Raw genomic sequence first — 15493 nt, 5'->3', positions numbered from 1 at the left:
TACTGGTTTCATAATAACACAGCATTATTGATTACTTAACAAATAATGACTTAATTCTTCAAAATTATTGTAAACGTTTCCTTCCACGACAGCTCGCTCTATTTGGGACATCGATTTTCCGATGATTGGCCCTGGTTTGACGTTCAAGATTTGACAGATATCCTTCCCGGTGATCTTTAAATCGTGACTACTTTTAATAGAAATTTGCTCTACTTTTTGAGTTAAAGCGTCATAGTCAAAAAAGACTTGTAACATTTTGCATAAAGAGAGCGCTCTTGAAAAATTATCCAAACCTAATTTATAAATATTCCAAAGATCATAATCACCAACTTCAAATAAATGAACCATATTTAAAGTATTGACGCTCATTTCCCGAGTTTTATTAGACACTTTCCAATCACGCAAGAAATGATTGAACTCCCCTTGATTCAAAGTTAAAGCGTAACCGATAGCACTCCAAGCTTCTTCTTCATCAACAAAGTACTTGTCCTTACTAGATTCTAATAATTCAGCTAATTCCATTCGCTGATCCTTGAATCCTGGACAGTAATCGCTTAGGTGTAATTTCAAAAATTCCGCAAAGCCAGTTTGCCAACTATGACTTAATAATAACTTGACGAACTCTTCACGAACTCTCTCTATCGCAATTTTTGATAGTAATGGCGCATTATCAGCAATAGCCTGGGCTGTTTGCTCTTCAACGGTAAAGTTTAACTGAGCTTGAAATCTAACTGCTCGCATCATTCGCAAGGCATCCTCATGAAACCTTTCTTCAGCTTTACCGACTGCTTTGATCAAATGGTTATCTAAATCCTTTAAGCCATCAAATTTGTCGATCACATTACCGTTTCTATCAACAGCTAAAGCGTTGATTGTAAAGTCACGACGTTTCAGATCATCTTCAAGCGAGCGCACAAAAGTAACTTTATCTGGACGACGAAAGTCCTGATAGCCTGATTCAGTCCGAAAAGTCGTAATTTCATATGATGAATCGTTCAATAACACTGTAACTGTGCCGTGCTGAATCCCGGTATCGATTGTTCGTTTAAAAATATGTTTGATTTCTTCGGGATAAGCGCTGGTTGCAATATCCACATCATGTATCGGTAATCCTAAAATATGGTCACGCACACTTCCCCCAACGAAATAAGCCTCAAATCCGGCTTGTTCAATTTTTTCTAATACTGGTAACGCTTCTTTAAAATCTTCAGGAAGTTGTTTGATTTGCATATTCGTACCTCAATTTCATTGCTTAATACAATAACTATACACGAATTTTAGGAAATATGAAAAGCCTGACGAGTGTCAGACTTTAGATTTATTCAGATATTTGATTCAAAAGCTCTTGCATATCCTCATTATCGGGATCTTGCTTCAAGTATAGTTGCAAGGCTGCTTTTAAAACGGCCTTATTTTCCGTGCTACGCAAGATTTCGATTAAATCGGATAAGTAGTCCAGATTGTCTTTAAAATCGTCTAGAACCAGCAAAATATTCTCTTGAGCTTGTTTTATATCATCAGTTTCAAATTGAGACTTAGCCAAATTCCAAATCAATTTTGGTGTGTTATTGATATCACGATCACTCAAAAGATCCAAATTACTCTTGAATTGACCTTTAGTGATGTAATAATCACTCAATTTAATAATCAATGGCATTGGATTGTCGACTGTCTTAATACCCTTCTCAATGATCTTGATAGCATTTTCTGGATCCTCAGGCGTACCTGATTCAAATGCAATCTGGTAGAGACGATCATCTAATTCATTTAGATTCAAGCCTAATTGTGCGTATTTGAAAGCATCGGAATTCTTCTTAATATTTAAATAATCCTCCGCCAAAATTGGATAAGCGGTTGGATAATCACGATTAGTATCCAATAATTTTTTCAAGACAGTGATTGATTTGTTGTAATTTTTAACTTGATTGTACAAGAAACCTAATTGGAATTGGGCATCTTCATTCAATTCAATGGCATTTAAATCTTCATAGGCGCTGATAGCTGCCTCGTATTGACCATCACCCGCTAAAGAACTGGCCTTTCTTAACACGATCGAGATACCAGAATAATTCTTGATTCCCATATCTAACAACATGTCGTAATAAGTGATAGCTTTACTGAATTTATTTTCATCGAAATAAACTTCAGCTAACGCAAACTTGAAAACTTCTTCATCTGGAAATTCTCGAATTCCGGTCAATAGTTTTTGTTCACTGACCTCATACAAGGCTTGTGACTGATATATATCAGCTGAAACTAACAAATTTTCCGCATACGCTGGTGAATCTGGCGTGATTTGCGAAATATAATCCAGGGCCAGATCACTTTTTCCATCTGAGACCGCGATTTCAGCTAAGCGAGACAAAATTTGTCCTTCGCTGGGATATAGGTTCAGAAGGTGCTCATAGACGACTTTAGCTTGAACTGATAGTCCACGGCTCATCAAGGTCTCGGCTAAAGAAAATTTAGTTTGGTCATCGTCTTGTTTCAGTGATTCTTGAATGAGCGAATCTACTTTGGAAAAATCACCATCATCGATTGTCTCTATAACTTCATCTGCTTTACTCAAATTATTCCCTCCGTTTTTGCATAAAAAAAGACGGTCCACGACCGCCCCTAATTAAAAATCAATTATTTAACTGAATCCTTCAAAGCTTTACCAGGTTTGAATGCTGGAACCTTGCTTGCAGGAATCTTGATTTCTTCGCCAGTTTGTGGGTTACGACCCTTACGAGCAGCACGTTGACGAACTTCGAAGTTACCAAAGCCAATCAATTGAACTTTGTTACCTTCTGATAAGTTTTCTTGGATTGTTTCGAAAACTGCATCAACAGCAGAAGTTGCATCCTTCTTTGTCAAACCAGTTTTGCTTGCTACACTATCAATAAGTTCAGCTTTATTTGCCATATGTGAAATACCTCCGAAAATGTTAAAAAATTTAGAACACATGAACTGTCTTGAATGCGTTCATTATTCTATGTACAAAATTACCATAGCAATGCGGATGTGGCAAGCATTTACGCCGTTTTTTCCAATAAATTCCTTTAAATATAAATTTATTTATAAAAACGAATAAAACATTGCCACTTTGGGGTCTATTTCCGCTTTCTAGGCAAAATTTTAATTGGTGTTCCTTCAAAGTCAAAAGTCTCTCTCAATTGATTGATCAAAAATCTTTCGTATGAGAAATGCAATAATTCATTATCATTCACAAACACAACAAAAGTTGGTGGTTGAATTGCTACTTGAGTCATGTAGTAAATTCTCAATCGTTTTCCATTAACTAATGGAGTTCGAGCAATTGAAGTTGCTCGTAACAAGAGATCATTTAGAACACTTGATTGAATTCGACGATGACGGTTATCAAATACTCGTTCAACTAGTTCAGGAATCTGGTCTAATCTTTGACCCTTGATAGCTGAAGTAAAGAGAATTGGTGCATATGATAAATATTGGAATTCAACTCTAATTTGGTTTTCAAAGTCCTTCATCGTATTGGTATCTTTTTTCAAAGCATCCCATTTATTAACGACGATAATTACACCTTTACCAGCATTATGAGCATAACCGGCTACACGCTTGTCTTGCTCACGAATACCTTCTTCAGCATTTAAAACAACACAAACGACGTCAGATTTATCGATAGCACTCAAAGCACGCAACACTGAATACTTTTCAGTATTTTCGTAAACCTTACCACGTTTTCTGATACCAGCTGTATCGATCATCGTAAAGTCTTTGTCGAGTTTCTCATCATGATACTTAGTATCGACCGCATCACGAGTCGTTCCTTGCATATCAGACACGATAACTCGTTCATCACCTAAAATAGCGTTAACTAATGATGATTTACCAACGTTTGGACGACCAATAAAACTAAATTTAATTGAGGTATCTTCTTCTGACTTGTCATCATGTGGAAAAGCTTTGACGATTTCGTCAAGCAAATCACCCAAACCAGTACCTTGGGCACCAGAAATTGGATTTGGATCACCAAAACCTAATGAGTAAAAGTCATAAATATTTTCTCTTTGTTCAGGATTATCCGCTTTATTGACGGCCAAAACTACTGGCTTTTTTGTCCGATAAAGAATTTTGGCAACATCTTCATCTTCTTTAGTAACACCATTTTGACCATTAACGATAAAGACGATGACATCAGCTTCATCGATTGCAATTTCAGCCTGATTTTTAATTTGGACTGACAATTTTTCACCGCTCATTTCAATACCACCAGTATCGATCAAGCGGAATTCTCTTCCTAGCCAACTAGCACGCGAATAAATTCGATCTCTAGTTACACCAGGTGTATCTTCAACAATAGATAATCTTTCATTAATTATTCTATTGAATATAGTAGATTTACCAACATTGGGGCGTCCTACTAACGCAACTACTGGAACAGCCATAATCTACCTCCCTTGTTTATTTACTATTTCTGAAACTTTCTTTACTACTTCTTCGATAGTCATATCTGAAGTATCAACTTCAATGGCATCATCAGCCTTTTTCAAAGGTGAAATTTCACGATGTGAATCTTTGTAATCACGTGCTGCAATCTCATCCTGTAATTCTTTTAATGGCGTATTGATTCCCCGTTCAAGATTTTCTTTGTAACGTCTTTGAGCTCGAACTTCAACACTAGCAATCAAGAAAATTTTCACTTCTGCATTTGGCAATACAGTTGTACCGATATCACGTCCATCCATGACGATATTAGTATCGTTAGCCATATCACGTTGCATTTGAACTAATTGAGTTCTAACTTCTTTGATTGCTGACACTTGCGAAACGTTATTCGTTACTTCTTCTGTCCGAATATCTTTAGAAACATCTTCTTCATCTAAAAAAACATGTTGTCCATCGATTTCATTTGTAAAATGAATTTTATGTTCAGACATCAATTTCAAAATACCGAGAGTATCACCATAACCCACATTATTCTTTTTTGCAAGCAATGTTACCGTTCGATACATGGCACCAGTATCACAATAAACAAAATTGAGATTTTTGGCAATTAATTTTGCAATAGTACTTTTTCCAGCTGAGGCTGGTCCGTCAATAGCGATTTGCATCTAGTTTCTCTCCTTAATAAAAGGGCCCAGACAAATTTGTCCCAGACCCTTATTTAAAATCTATTTTACTCTTAATGTAGTACCTGGTGTCAATGTACCAACGTTACCATTCATACTTTGTAACTGAGCAGTTGTTAAATTATGATTGTAAGCAATTCTGAACCAGTTGTCACCTGCTTTAACAGTGTAATATTGTGCACTATTAGTTGTTGAACTAGTTGTCGAATTGTTAGTGTTTGAATCGCTCGTAGTTGAATTATTAGCATTGGTATTCGTATCAGTATTAGTGTTAGTTTGACTTTGAGATTGATCAGATTCAGTAGACCCACCATCGCTAGCCGTATTACTTGAATCAGAAGTACTATTACTATCTGTAGTCGAACCATCACTATTGCTATCTACTGTACCAGAATCATTAGTGTCTTTTGATGAATCATCATTAGACGTAGCTGAAGAAGTAGCCTTACTACTCTTTTTAGTAGTCGTTTTCTTCTTTGGTGTCGTCTTCTTTTTCTTCTTCGTTGACTTGTCTTTATTTTCAACTGATTGACTGGATTGGGCACTATCCAAATCACCACTGCCGCTATTACCCTTAACTGCGTGAATAACGATTGGTGTGAACATAATAATGATCAAGGCAATTACTAGCGTGACTACTAGAGTGTGGTTACCACGTTGCTTTTCTTTGGTAACAGCTCTTGAAACATGTCCATCATCATCGGTGTCAGTATCGAAACTATTTTCCCAAGGTTTGTCGCTCTTCTTATCATCGTCGACATCCTCGTCATCTTGATCATCAAAAGATTGTGATTGTTCACTATCTTGATAATCTTGATCAGTTTCAGACTCATCGTGATTTTCATCATAATCGGGTTCAGAAGCAACAGGCTCGACGTCCTGTTTTGATTCACTTAAATGATCTTGGCTTTCTTCAGATTGAAGATGGTCCATAGAATCTTGACTGTCATTAGTATCAGCCGCTTGTTCTACTGGAGCATCATTAGAAGTTTGATTATCAGAAACATCAGGTGTTGCGCCCTTAATTAAATGATATTTCTTCAGATCTTCAAGACTAACGGATCCCTCAAGTCCTTGTGTGGATTTAGGAACGCGAGTATCGCCAGACATATTGTTTTTATCCTTATCGGCCATTAAAAACCAACCTCCTAATTTCTATCTCTTAAAGCATATCATAAAAGTTTAAAATTTTTCTTTAAAGATTTATAAAATTGTGTTAGTTTCGCTATTTTATCGACAAATGCCCTTTAATTTTAGGATAGCAAATGATCACCGCTAAAGAAATAATCAATGCTTTAACAATATTAAATGGTACCACACCTGTCGCCACATATTCGGCCAAACTCATATTTAGTTTCATCCCAACAACATTCATGTATAAAGGCATGACGACGAGATAATTTAAAATTGACATTACGGCCGTCATAACTAATGTGGAGACGACAACTGCGGAAACTTTATGACCTTTCTTCCAGAAATAATAAAATGGTAACAATAGTGATACGGAACTAAAGAACGCTGAACCATTTCCAATTAAACCAGCGACGCCACTACCAGTAATTAAAACGTGGATAACCGCCTTTAATAAAGCAATCAAGGTTCCTCCGACTGGTCCAAAAGCAAACGATCCAATTATAACCACACAATCACTAAGATCAATTTTTAAAAATGGTAACCAGAATAAAACTGGAAATTCAAAGAACATCAAGATTGTCCCCAAAGCTGCAAAAACTGCAACGCCAATCAAATCATGAAACTTAGTTAGACTCTTCCCCATAAAACCAATCCTTCCATTGATTTCCAAAGAAAAAAGGTCCATTTTGGGCATACCAAAACAGACCTTACTACTCTGTTTTCTTTCATCCAGACTTTACTGTCGGTATTGGGATCTCACCAATTCAACCAGCTTACGCTGGGTCGCGGACTATACCGCCGGTCGGGAATTACACCCTGCCCTGAAAACCAATTATTTATTTTTATATTTATAATATAGCAGATGCCCTGTGCGGGTTCAACTATCGGCTTTTAAATCACTGAAACCAATTTTTAAATCTTGAAATCAAAACCTACCATTTCTAGTTTTCACTCTTCAATTGAGCAACTTCTTGGCGAGTTAAATCACGATACTTACCGGAAACTAAACCGTCAAGTGTCAAGAAACCATACTTTTCACGAGCTAGTTTTTCGACATGATGACCAACGGCATCAAACATATTCTTAACTTGATGATTGTGGCCTTCGTGAATCACAATTTTAACGATTGAAGAATTCTTTTTCTTATCCTTTGATTTAACTGTCACCTTAGCATGAGCTGAAGTGTAATCCTTAAACCTGATACCATTCTCTAACTTCTTAATTTCCTCAAGCGTCAAGATACCTTCAATTTTTGCGACATAAGTCTTATCCACGTGATAACGAGGATGCATCAAATGATTAGCAAACTCGCCGTCATTAGTCAAAAGCAGTAGTCCAGAAGTGTCGTAATCCAAGCGACCAATTGGATAAACTCGCTCGTCCACATCCTCTTCTAGTAAATCAGTCACAACTTTGCGACCTTTATCATCTTTAACTGCTGAAATAACACCACGAGGCTTGTACATCAAAATGTAACGCTTCTTTTCAGTCTCTAATGGCATCCCATCAACTTCCACTTTATCGTGGTGGTCGACTTTGACACCCATTTCTGTCACAACTTTATCATTAACTTTAACATGACCTTTAGCAATCAGTTCTTCTGATTTACGTCTGGAAGCAACTCCAGCATCAGCCATGAATTTTTGTAATCTAACTTTCTCCATTTATTTCTCCTATATCGGAAGCATCCTCAAAATTTTCTATTTTTGGTAATTCCTTAATATCCTTAATACCGAAATAATCAAAGAATTCATCAGTTACGACGTACAAATTAGGATGTCCAGGAACATCCTTTTTTCCATTTTCTTTGATCAATTTTCTCATCAATAACGTATTCAAACTACCAGAACTTTGGACCCCACGAATCTCATCAATTTCAATTCGCGTGATTGGTTGTCGATAAGCGATGATGGATAAAACTTCTAACGCTGCTTGACTCAATTTAGTAGCTAGGCCCGTTTTGAAATACTTTGTCAGCAATTCATTGAATTCATTTTTCGTAACCAACTTATAGGTCGAATTGTAATCGACTAATTGAATACCTGATTCACCGTCAGTCATCAGTTTAACTTTTAGCTGTTCAATATTTTGCCGCAAGGCTGCGCTGTCAATTTCTAATAATTGTGACAAGTCTTTTTCCTTAATTCCCTGGTCTCCTGCCACAAAAAGAAGTGCCATTATCTTTGCTTGATACACATTAATTCCTCAATTCAATAAATAGTTCACTACGAAAATCTTCTTGGCTGACAGAAACAACTTGTTTACTTGCCATTTCCAAAATTGCCATGAAGTCAGTAACTATTTCTTCAATATTATTATTCAACTTTAAAAGGGCCTTAAAAGTTACTTTCTTAGCCACTTTTAATTCTTTTAAAATATTTTCCGTTGCATCTTCAATTGATAAAGTTTCATTTTCAATTGTTTCGGTCTCCGGACGGTGATTCTTTTGTTGCTGCAACAATTCTCGATAAGTTTGTGCCAAGTCATCTAAGACGACCGAACCTGGTTTCAAAAATTGATCTAATTGTTGTTTCGGTAAACTGACTTCTTTATCAAATTCTTCTTTCCGAGTAGCTTCTTTTTCTTCAAAATAAGCTGCTACCCGTTTATAAGTTTGATACGTCAACAACTGTGAAACCAATTCATCACGTGGATCCATGGGCTCATCTTCTTCAATCTCATCAGGTGCCTGGGGTAAAAGCATTCGGCTCTTAATTGACATCAAAGTTGAAGCCATGACCAAATAATCACCAGCAATATCTAATTGTAAAACTTTCATACTTTTCAAGTAATCGATATATTGTTGCGTGATTTGAGCAATCGGAATGTCGTAGATATCTACTTTTGACTCTTTGATCAAATGCAACAATAAATCAATCGGTCCTTGAAAATCTGTTAAAACTAAATTTAATTTTTGCATTAATCGTCGTCTTGCTCTTTCTTACTTTTTTCTAAGTCTTGTTTATTTTGACGCCATCTTTTAATCTGATCACTAATTTGAAAGTTACCTAAAACAATTAAATTAGGAAAACGTTCCTGGATGTCATCAAAAATCTTAAAGACGTTACTTTGCGACCGGTAGGAAGGATTCAAAGAGACATATTCCACAAAAACGGTCTTCTCAGAAAATGACAAAGCTACGATACCTGAGTAATCTTCCATATTACTTTTCCATAAGTAAAGTTGACGATTCTCATCTTCAGAATAGAGCTTCAATTCTTGCTCCAAATTATCTAAATCCTTTAAATCACTAATGTACGACAAAAAGCCCATGGCAATTTTTTTGTTCTCATCACTATATTTACTAAGCATCCATACCTCCAATCTAAGCCCTTGGGAAGGACTTGTTATAAACTTGTTTCATCCGAGTTTGATTAACGTGCGTATAAATCTGCGTCGTTGAAATATCTGAATGTCCTAATAATTCTTGAACAACTCGTAAATCGGCTCCATTTTCTAACAAATTAGTTGCGAATGAATGCCGCAATGTATGGGGCGTGACATCTTTTTTAATTCCAACTTGCGCAATATATTTTTTAATCATTCGCCAAATCGATTGCCGCGTCAATTTTTTCCCACGAAAATTTAAGAAGACTTCCTTTTGTGGCCCGTATTTTTCAACTAATGGCTGACGAGTTTCCACAAAATATTTTTTTAACCACGTAATTGCGGTATCACCGATGGGTAAAAGTCGCTCTTTATCACCTTTTCCAAGTGTTTTGATCAAGGGGATGTCTAGGTGCAAATCATCCATACTTAAATTAACTAATTCACTGACACGCAAACCAGTGGCATACATCACTTCAAAGATAGTCCGATCACGGATTCCTAAAGGAGTTGTCACATCAGGAGATTCAATCAACGAATTGACCTCGTCCATTGATAAAACGACTGGTAAATGGGTCCCTTTTTTGGGGGCGTCGAGTTCGTTCATCGGATTGGCGTGAATCTTGTCGATCAACTCCATCCATTGATAAAAACGACGTAATGAAGAAAACATCCGCATCTGTGAAGTCTTCGACTTGTTAGCTTTATCCTGACTGACAAAAAATTCAGTCACCACAAAATGATCTTCAGGATAAAATGGCAATTTCTTCTTTTCCAAAAAGCTACTGAACTCTAATAAATCTTGTTGATATGACACGATCGTATTTTGAGATAACCCACGATCTAAGCGTAAGTAGCGGGCATAATCAGCAATCGTATCAATCATTTTTTGATTCTTGATCGATAATTTCTCACTCATAAACTGCCTCTACTTGAGATACGTGTAGCCATCTTTTTGCTCGATTTTGCCTTGTTTCATCAAATTACCGAGTGCACGCTTAAAGCTACCTTTACTAATGCCAAAGTATTCCTTGATATCATCCGGATCACTCTTATCAGTATAAGGAATCTTTTTATCACGAGCGTGCTCCAAAACTGCCACGATCATCTTAGCGTCAGGAGTAATTTCCTCATAAGCACGTGGTCTCATTGACAGATTCAAACGACGGTGACTAGTACCAATTACCCGAGCTTTGACATGTTGTCCAATATGAAGTGGCTCAGCTTGTTCTTTGACATGAATAAAGCCAATGTAATAATTCTCAGTCATGACAAAAGCACCACTATCACGAATAGCAATAATTGTACCTTCTTCATTCTTATTCTTGACATCGTCGCCAGGGCTTCGAGCAATTTGAGTATACAAGTCAATATCGGCTAATTTTCCCCAAAGTCTACCCTTATGATCAATTTCCAATTTGACCATCAAATTATCACCTTTTTTAGGCCATTCTGAGTGTTCAAAAGGAAGATCATCCAAAGAAACAACGATATCTTTGTCGTCCAAACCAATATTAACGAAGACTCCTAAGTCCGTTCTAACTTCAGTCACTTCCGCAAAGTCCCAAACACCTTGAACCACAAAAGGCATAACGGCAGTCATTTTATTTTTATGTGCTTGGTTCTCGTAAACGAAGCCACCGATTTCATCACCCAATTCAGGGATTTCGGTTAGTTCATCTAAATCTAAAGCAAAAGTATTACCATCAATTTGAACGAAAGCCTCGTCCTTATTTAGGTCGGTCACCGTTCCAACTAAAACTTGACCATACATTTCTGTTATATCCATATTTCACCATACTCTTTTAGTCATTTTTATTTGCTCTTATATTTTACCAGTTCACGTTACATAATACTTTGAAGAAAGAAAATTTCCCGAAATTTATTTATTAGTTTTATCTTTCACAATAAATAATTAAAATTTAATTCCATTTTTATAAACTTTTTGAAGAAATGCAATTGAATTATTTTTGATGTTGTGAAATAATTTCAAGTATAGTAAGCGTTTACAGAATTAAAAATAGAAGAGGGATTTTTAGTTATGAAAATTAAAGCTGCTGTAGTTGATAAAGTAAATGATCCATTCGTTATTAAAGATGACGTTGAACTTGCTGAGATGACCGATGACGGTTTGCAAGTTAAAGTCGTGGCTTCTGGTATTTGTCACTCTGATGAAGCACTTAGAAAAGGTGATGCTGCCTTTAGTTTCCCAGTAGTACTTGGACATGAGGGGTCCGGTATTGTTGAAAAAGTCGGCAAAAACGTGACAAACTTTAAACCTGGTGACCATGTTATCATGTCCTTCTACTCATGTGGAGAATGTGACAATTGCCTAAAGGGTAAACCAACTCAATGTCGTAAGTATGCTGCATCTAACCTTTCAGGTACTCGTCCTGATGGTTCAGACCATTTTACTGAAGATGGACATCATGTCAGTGATATGTTCAATCAATCATCATTCACAACTCACACTGTGATCGATAAAAGAAATGCTGTTAAAGTTCCTAAAGACTTAGATCTTAGAAAACTTGGACCTTTGGGTTGTGGCTATGTAACTGGTAGTGGTACTGTCTTCAATACTCTTCAACCAAAACCTGGTGACACAATTGCTGTCTTTGGTACTGGTGCCGTTGGACTTGCTGCTATGATGGCTGGTAAGATTTCCGGCTGTACTAAAGTTATCGCTGTTGATATTGTCGACTCTCGCTTGGAATTAGCTAAAAAGATGGGTGCAACTGATGTTGTTAATAGTAAGAATGAAGACGCTGTTGAAGCTATCAAGAAATTAACTAATGGACTTGGCGTTGACTGGGCCGTTGATACAACTGGTGTTGCCAAAGTTATGACTGATTCCATTGCTGCTTTGACACAAGGTGGTACAACTGCTACTATCGCGGTTACTCCACACAACATTGAAATCAGTACTTGGAATGACCTTTGTGTCGACGATAAAAAGATTGTCGGTGTAAACATGGGTGATTCAATTCCTCAAGTTGACATTCCTCGTCTAATTGAATTCTACAAAATGGGTGTCTTCCCATTTGATTTGACTGAAAAGTTCTACGACTTCGATCAAATTAACGAAGCTGATGCCGACTCAGTTAGTGGTGAAACAATCAAACCTGTTCTAGTTATTGATAAAGATTACAAACCTGGTGAATAATAATCACCTCTGGCGGACTGCTTGTTAGCAGTTCGTTTTTTTTTTTTATATGTTTTCGTAAAACATATAAGTAAACTTTAAAAATGACATTTGTCATATCAATAGATGACAACCATTACTATTGCCATGACTGAACAAACACTAAAATGAGTTTATCAAATCAATTCAAACGAGGTATTAATTATGGCAGTTGTTTTACAGGTAAATCATCTCAACAAGTCGTATCGAGACAAATCAATTTTAAAAGATATAAGTTTTCAGCTCGAGGATTCATCAGTGATAGCTTTAATTGGAGTTAACGGCGCCGGCAAAACGACACTGATCAACACTATTCTTGAACTCATTCCCAAAGACTCTGGAAAAGTAAATTTTTCAATTAACAATTGGCGACAAATCACTGGTGTCATGATGCAAGACAACTTAATTTTAAATCGGATCAAAGTCAGAGAAATCATTAACCTCACTCGTAGTTATTTTGCAACTCCTCTTCCCTACAATACCTTACTCAATCTTTCCGGTTTAAATGAATCCGCAAATACTTTTATCAACCAACTTTCTAGCGGTCAAAAGCGTCGTCTGTCTTTTGTCTTAGCTTTAGCGGGTAATCCCGAGATACTATTTCTCGATGAACCAACCGTGGGAATGGACACTATCGCAAGACAGGACTTTTGGAAGTCTATTGCTAAATTAAAACAGTCTGGAAAAACAATTTTTGTAACTAGTCATTATTTGGAAGAGTTAGAAAACATTGCTGATCAAATCTTAATTCTCGAGGACAAAACCCTTACCTTTAATGGTTCACTTAAGCAGTTAAGAGAAACCTCCGGAAAAGTCTTAATCGAATTTGACAGTCAATTATCAATCAAGACTTTTAACGAACTAGCTTCGATAATTTCACTGGAACAGATTAATCACCATTTTCAAATTATTACAAATGATGTTAAGAAAACAATTTCCGAACTATCTCCATTTCTACAAGGTATTGAGAATCTAAAAATCGATCAATCATCGTTAAATTCAATCATTTTAAATTATCAGGAGAAAAAATAAATGACTAATTACTTATATCAACTAAAAATCAATTTTAAAAGAATTATCTTGCGAAACAAAGCTTTTTTCCTATTCGATATGTTGTTACCGATTGTTTTCTATCTTTTATATACCAAAATACTCCCAAGTGGCGTTTCCCAACAACAATTACAAACTTGGAACAAGGATTACTTAATCAGTATGATGATCTACGGATGCCTTCTAGGAAGCATTATCACCACTGCCAATACTCTTTTGAATGATCAAACTTCCAACTTTAAAGTATTTATTAGTCTAAAACCAATTTCCAAATTCCAATACTATTCCTCGCTGATTGCAATTTTTGTTACCTTAAATCTAATTGCCTCGATAACAATCAGTATTACCGGTATATTGATTAATGAAATCACGCTTCCAATTAGCTCAATTATCAAAATAATCCTGACTAATACAATCGGCACAATACCTCTAATATTAATTGGTATCATGATTTCCTTTGCCAAAAGGCCTGAATTAGTCAACTTATTAACTAATTTGATTGTCTTTCCTTTAGCTATTATCAGTGGCCTATGGTGGCCTATCGAAATGATGCCAAAATGGCTTCAAGCTTTTGGCAAATTACTGCCAACTTATCAGCTCTCAACCATCGACAAAACTTTTCTCAACCACACTGACTTGAATTGGTTCGCCTTCATTAATATATTAATTTGGTTTGGGATATTCTCTTTGCTATTATTATTAATAAATAAACTTCAAGGACATTTCGGTGTTACTAAATGAAAGCATTTATCGAAAATAAAATTCTTTTCCCAAAATATTTAGGCTTTATGCCTTATTTTTGGGTTTTTTCGTTAATCTTAATGTCGGGGCAACTTCTCAGTAGCGAAAGCACTTTAAATTTGCTTAATATTTTATTAGTGATCATATTTTTGAAATTTTATCACGATGGCTATTTACTTCATCGATTTATCTTTGTTGATATTGTAATTCAGTTAGTAATTGCCACATATTTTACCCAAAGCTTTCCTAGTACAGGTGGTCCTTTATTTTTTATCTATACAGCTTGGCAAATTGGTTCACTGCCTTTTAGTCGTAAACGGTTTCTACGATTTTATTTTCTATATTTGATCACAATCTTGTTCTGTACCTTAGATAAAATTATCCAGATTCCGTTCACTTTGCACAATTTTTTTGGAATCGTAATCGTTTTAACCTTCACATTTGGTTCACCCCTAGCTTCAAGATCGTTAGGAAATTCATATCGTCGTGGATATCGTATGCAACAAAATAACCGTCGTCTTGAAACAATTATCAAACAAAACGAGCGAGATCGAATTGCTAAAGATCTACATGACAACATTGGCCAATCGTTTTCAATCATTACACTAAAGGCCGAACTTGCGACTAAATTAATCGAAAAACAACCTCAAAACGCTCTACAACAATTAAAAGATATCACTAAAACTTCTCGTGAAGATTTAAATTTAGTCCGAAAAATCGTTGCAAATTTAAATGAAAAAACCATTGCTAGCGCAATGATCGAAGAAGAAAAAAATTTAAGTATCGCTAATATCCGCCAAATTTCAATTAACGAACAAACTAGCAACGATTGGCCAAAGAATATTCAGCCGCAAATTGCAAGAACAAGTTAGCCACTCCGAAAAAATAAAAAAAACTTAAGATCTATCAGGATTGGAGTGCCAGATTATTAGTAGCCGCAAGCCAAGAAGAATGCCTCCTGTGGCTT

General features: G+C 36.0%; 17 protein-coding genes and 1 riboswitch. Of the genes, 4 read left to right on the top strand and 13 right to left on the bottom strand.

All coding sequences use genetic code 11. The annotated features are described in order from the left end of the window. Positions 1-24 precede the first annotated feature (24 nt). The 13 genes from EGT49_RS08230 to EGT49_RS08170 all read right to left on the bottom strand — a co-directional run bounded on the left by EGT49_RS08230 (position 25) and on the right by EGT49_RS08170 (position 11343). Positions 25-1230, bottom strand: coding sequence for a CCA tRNA nucleotidyltransferase (locus EGT49_RS08230; protein ID WP_135373325.1), 1206 nt, complete (start codon positions 1228-1230; stop codon positions 25-27). An 88-nt stretch (positions 1231-1318) separates the two neighbouring features. Further along, the gene (locus tag EGT49_RS08225; RefSeq protein WP_135373323.1) at positions 1319-2569 is read right to left on the bottom strand and encodes a tetratricopeptide repeat protein; all 1251 of its coding nucleotides are present in this window, start codon (positions 2567-2569) and stop codon (positions 1319-1321) included. Between the two features lie 62 nt (positions 2570-2631). After that, on the bottom strand, positions 2632-2907 hold the full coding sequence (locus EGT49_RS08220; protein WP_010019909.1) for an HU family DNA-binding protein: 276 nt from the start codon (positions 2905-2907) through the stop codon (positions 2632-2634). 188 nt (positions 2908-3095) lie between these two features. Next, positions 3096-4409, bottom strand: a complete 1314-nt coding sequence (der, locus tag EGT49_RS08215) for a ribosome biogenesis GTPase Der (RefSeq protein ID WP_135373321.1) — start codon at positions 4407-4409, stop codon at positions 3096-3098. A 3-nt stretch (positions 4410-4412) separates the two neighbouring features. Next, positions 4413-5075 carry a (d)CMP kinase gene (cmk, locus tag EGT49_RS08210; protein WP_135373319.1) on the bottom strand — a complete coding sequence of 221 codons (663 nt, stop codon included), beginning with the start codon at positions 5073-5075 and terminating at the stop codon, positions 4413-4415. Between the two features lie 60 nt (positions 5076-5135). Continuing rightward, positions 5136-6227, bottom strand: a complete 1092-nt coding sequence (locus tag EGT49_RS08205) for a LysM peptidoglycan-binding domain-containing protein (RefSeq protein ID WP_135373317.1) — start codon at positions 6225-6227, stop codon at positions 5136-5138. A gap of 91 nt (positions 6228-6318) precedes the next feature. Further along, positions 6319-6870 (bottom strand): ECF transporter S component, encoded by a 552-nt coding sequence (locus EGT49_RS08200; protein WP_135373315.1) that lies wholly within the window; start codon positions 6868-6870, stop codon positions 6319-6321. A 70-nt stretch (positions 6871-6940) separates the two neighbouring features. Continuing rightward, a riboswitch (FMN riboswitch) is annotated at positions 6941-7060 on the bottom strand. A 108-nt stretch (positions 7061-7168) separates the two neighbouring features. Next, a complete protein-coding gene (locus tag EGT49_RS08195) occupies positions 7169-7891 on the bottom strand; it encodes a pseudouridine synthase (RefSeq protein WP_135373313.1) in 723 nt (240 codons plus the stop codon). Next, complete coding sequence (scpB, locus tag EGT49_RS08190; protein ID WP_246013820.1) at positions 7878-8423, bottom strand: SMC-Scp complex subunit ScpB; 546 nt, start codon at positions 8421-8423, stop codon at positions 7878-7880. The genes EGT49_RS08195 and scpB overlap by 14 nt, the downstream gene beginning before the upstream one ends. A 1-nt stretch (position 8424) precedes the next feature. Further along, entirely contained in the window at positions 8425-9147 is a 723-nt protein-coding gene (locus EGT49_RS08185; RefSeq protein WP_135373311.1) for a segregation and condensation protein A, read from the bottom strand. Further along, positions 9147-9539, bottom strand: coding sequence for a RibT protein (locus EGT49_RS08180; protein ID WP_135373309.1), 393 nt, complete (start codon positions 9537-9539; stop codon positions 9147-9149). The genes EGT49_RS08185 and EGT49_RS08180 overlap by 1 nt, the downstream gene beginning before the upstream one ends. Before the next feature lie 13 nt (positions 9540-9552). Further along, positions 9553-10473 (bottom strand): site-specific tyrosine recombinase XerD, encoded by a 921-nt coding sequence (xerD, locus tag EGT49_RS08175; RefSeq protein WP_179949628.1) that lies wholly within the window; start codon positions 10471-10473, stop codon positions 9553-9555. Positions 10474-10482: 9 nt separating this feature from the next. Then, positions 10483-11343: a CvfB family protein gene (locus tag EGT49_RS08170; RefSeq protein ID WP_135373307.1), complete on the bottom strand. Its 861-nt coding sequence runs from the start codon at positions 11341-11343 to the stop codon at positions 10483-10485. Positions 11344-11595: 252 nt separating this feature from the next. Here EGT49_RS08170 and EGT49_RS08165 point away from each other — a divergent pair, with 252 nt between their 5' ends. The 4 genes from EGT49_RS08165 to EGT49_RS08150 all read left to right on the top strand — a co-directional run bounded on the left by EGT49_RS08165 (position 11596) and on the right by EGT49_RS08150 (position 15398). Further along, on the top strand, positions 11596-12717 hold the full coding sequence (locus tag EGT49_RS08165) for an NAD(P)-dependent alcohol dehydrogenase (protein ID WP_135373305.1): 1122 nt from the start codon (positions 11596-11598) through the stop codon (positions 12715-12717). A 183-nt stretch (positions 12718-12900) separates the two neighbouring features. Further along, the gene (locus tag EGT49_RS08160; protein ID WP_135373303.1) at positions 12901-13767 is read left to right on the top strand and encodes an ABC transporter ATP-binding protein; all 867 of its coding nucleotides are present in this window, start codon (positions 12901-12903) and stop codon (positions 13765-13767) included. Then, positions 13768-14526, top strand: a complete 759-nt coding sequence (locus EGT49_RS08155; protein WP_135373301.1) for an ABC transporter permease — start codon at positions 13768-13770, stop codon at positions 14524-14526. It begins immediately after the preceding gene. A 149-nt stretch (positions 14527-14675) separates the two neighbouring features. Next, positions 14676-15398 (top strand): sensor histidine kinase, encoded by a 723-nt coding sequence (locus EGT49_RS08150; protein ID WP_167849806.1) that lies wholly within the window; start codon positions 14676-14678, stop codon positions 15396-15398. The last annotated feature ends 95 nt before the right edge of the window (positions 15399-15493 follow it).

The sequence above is a fragment of the Companilactobacillus suantsaicola genome (assembly GCF_004745525.1).
GTDB lineage: Bacteria > Bacillota > Bacilli > Lactobacillales > Lactobacillaceae > Companilactobacillus > Companilactobacillus suantsaicola.
Note: the sequence above shows the minus strand (reverse complement) of the source record. Positions and strands in the feature narration are given on the sequence as shown.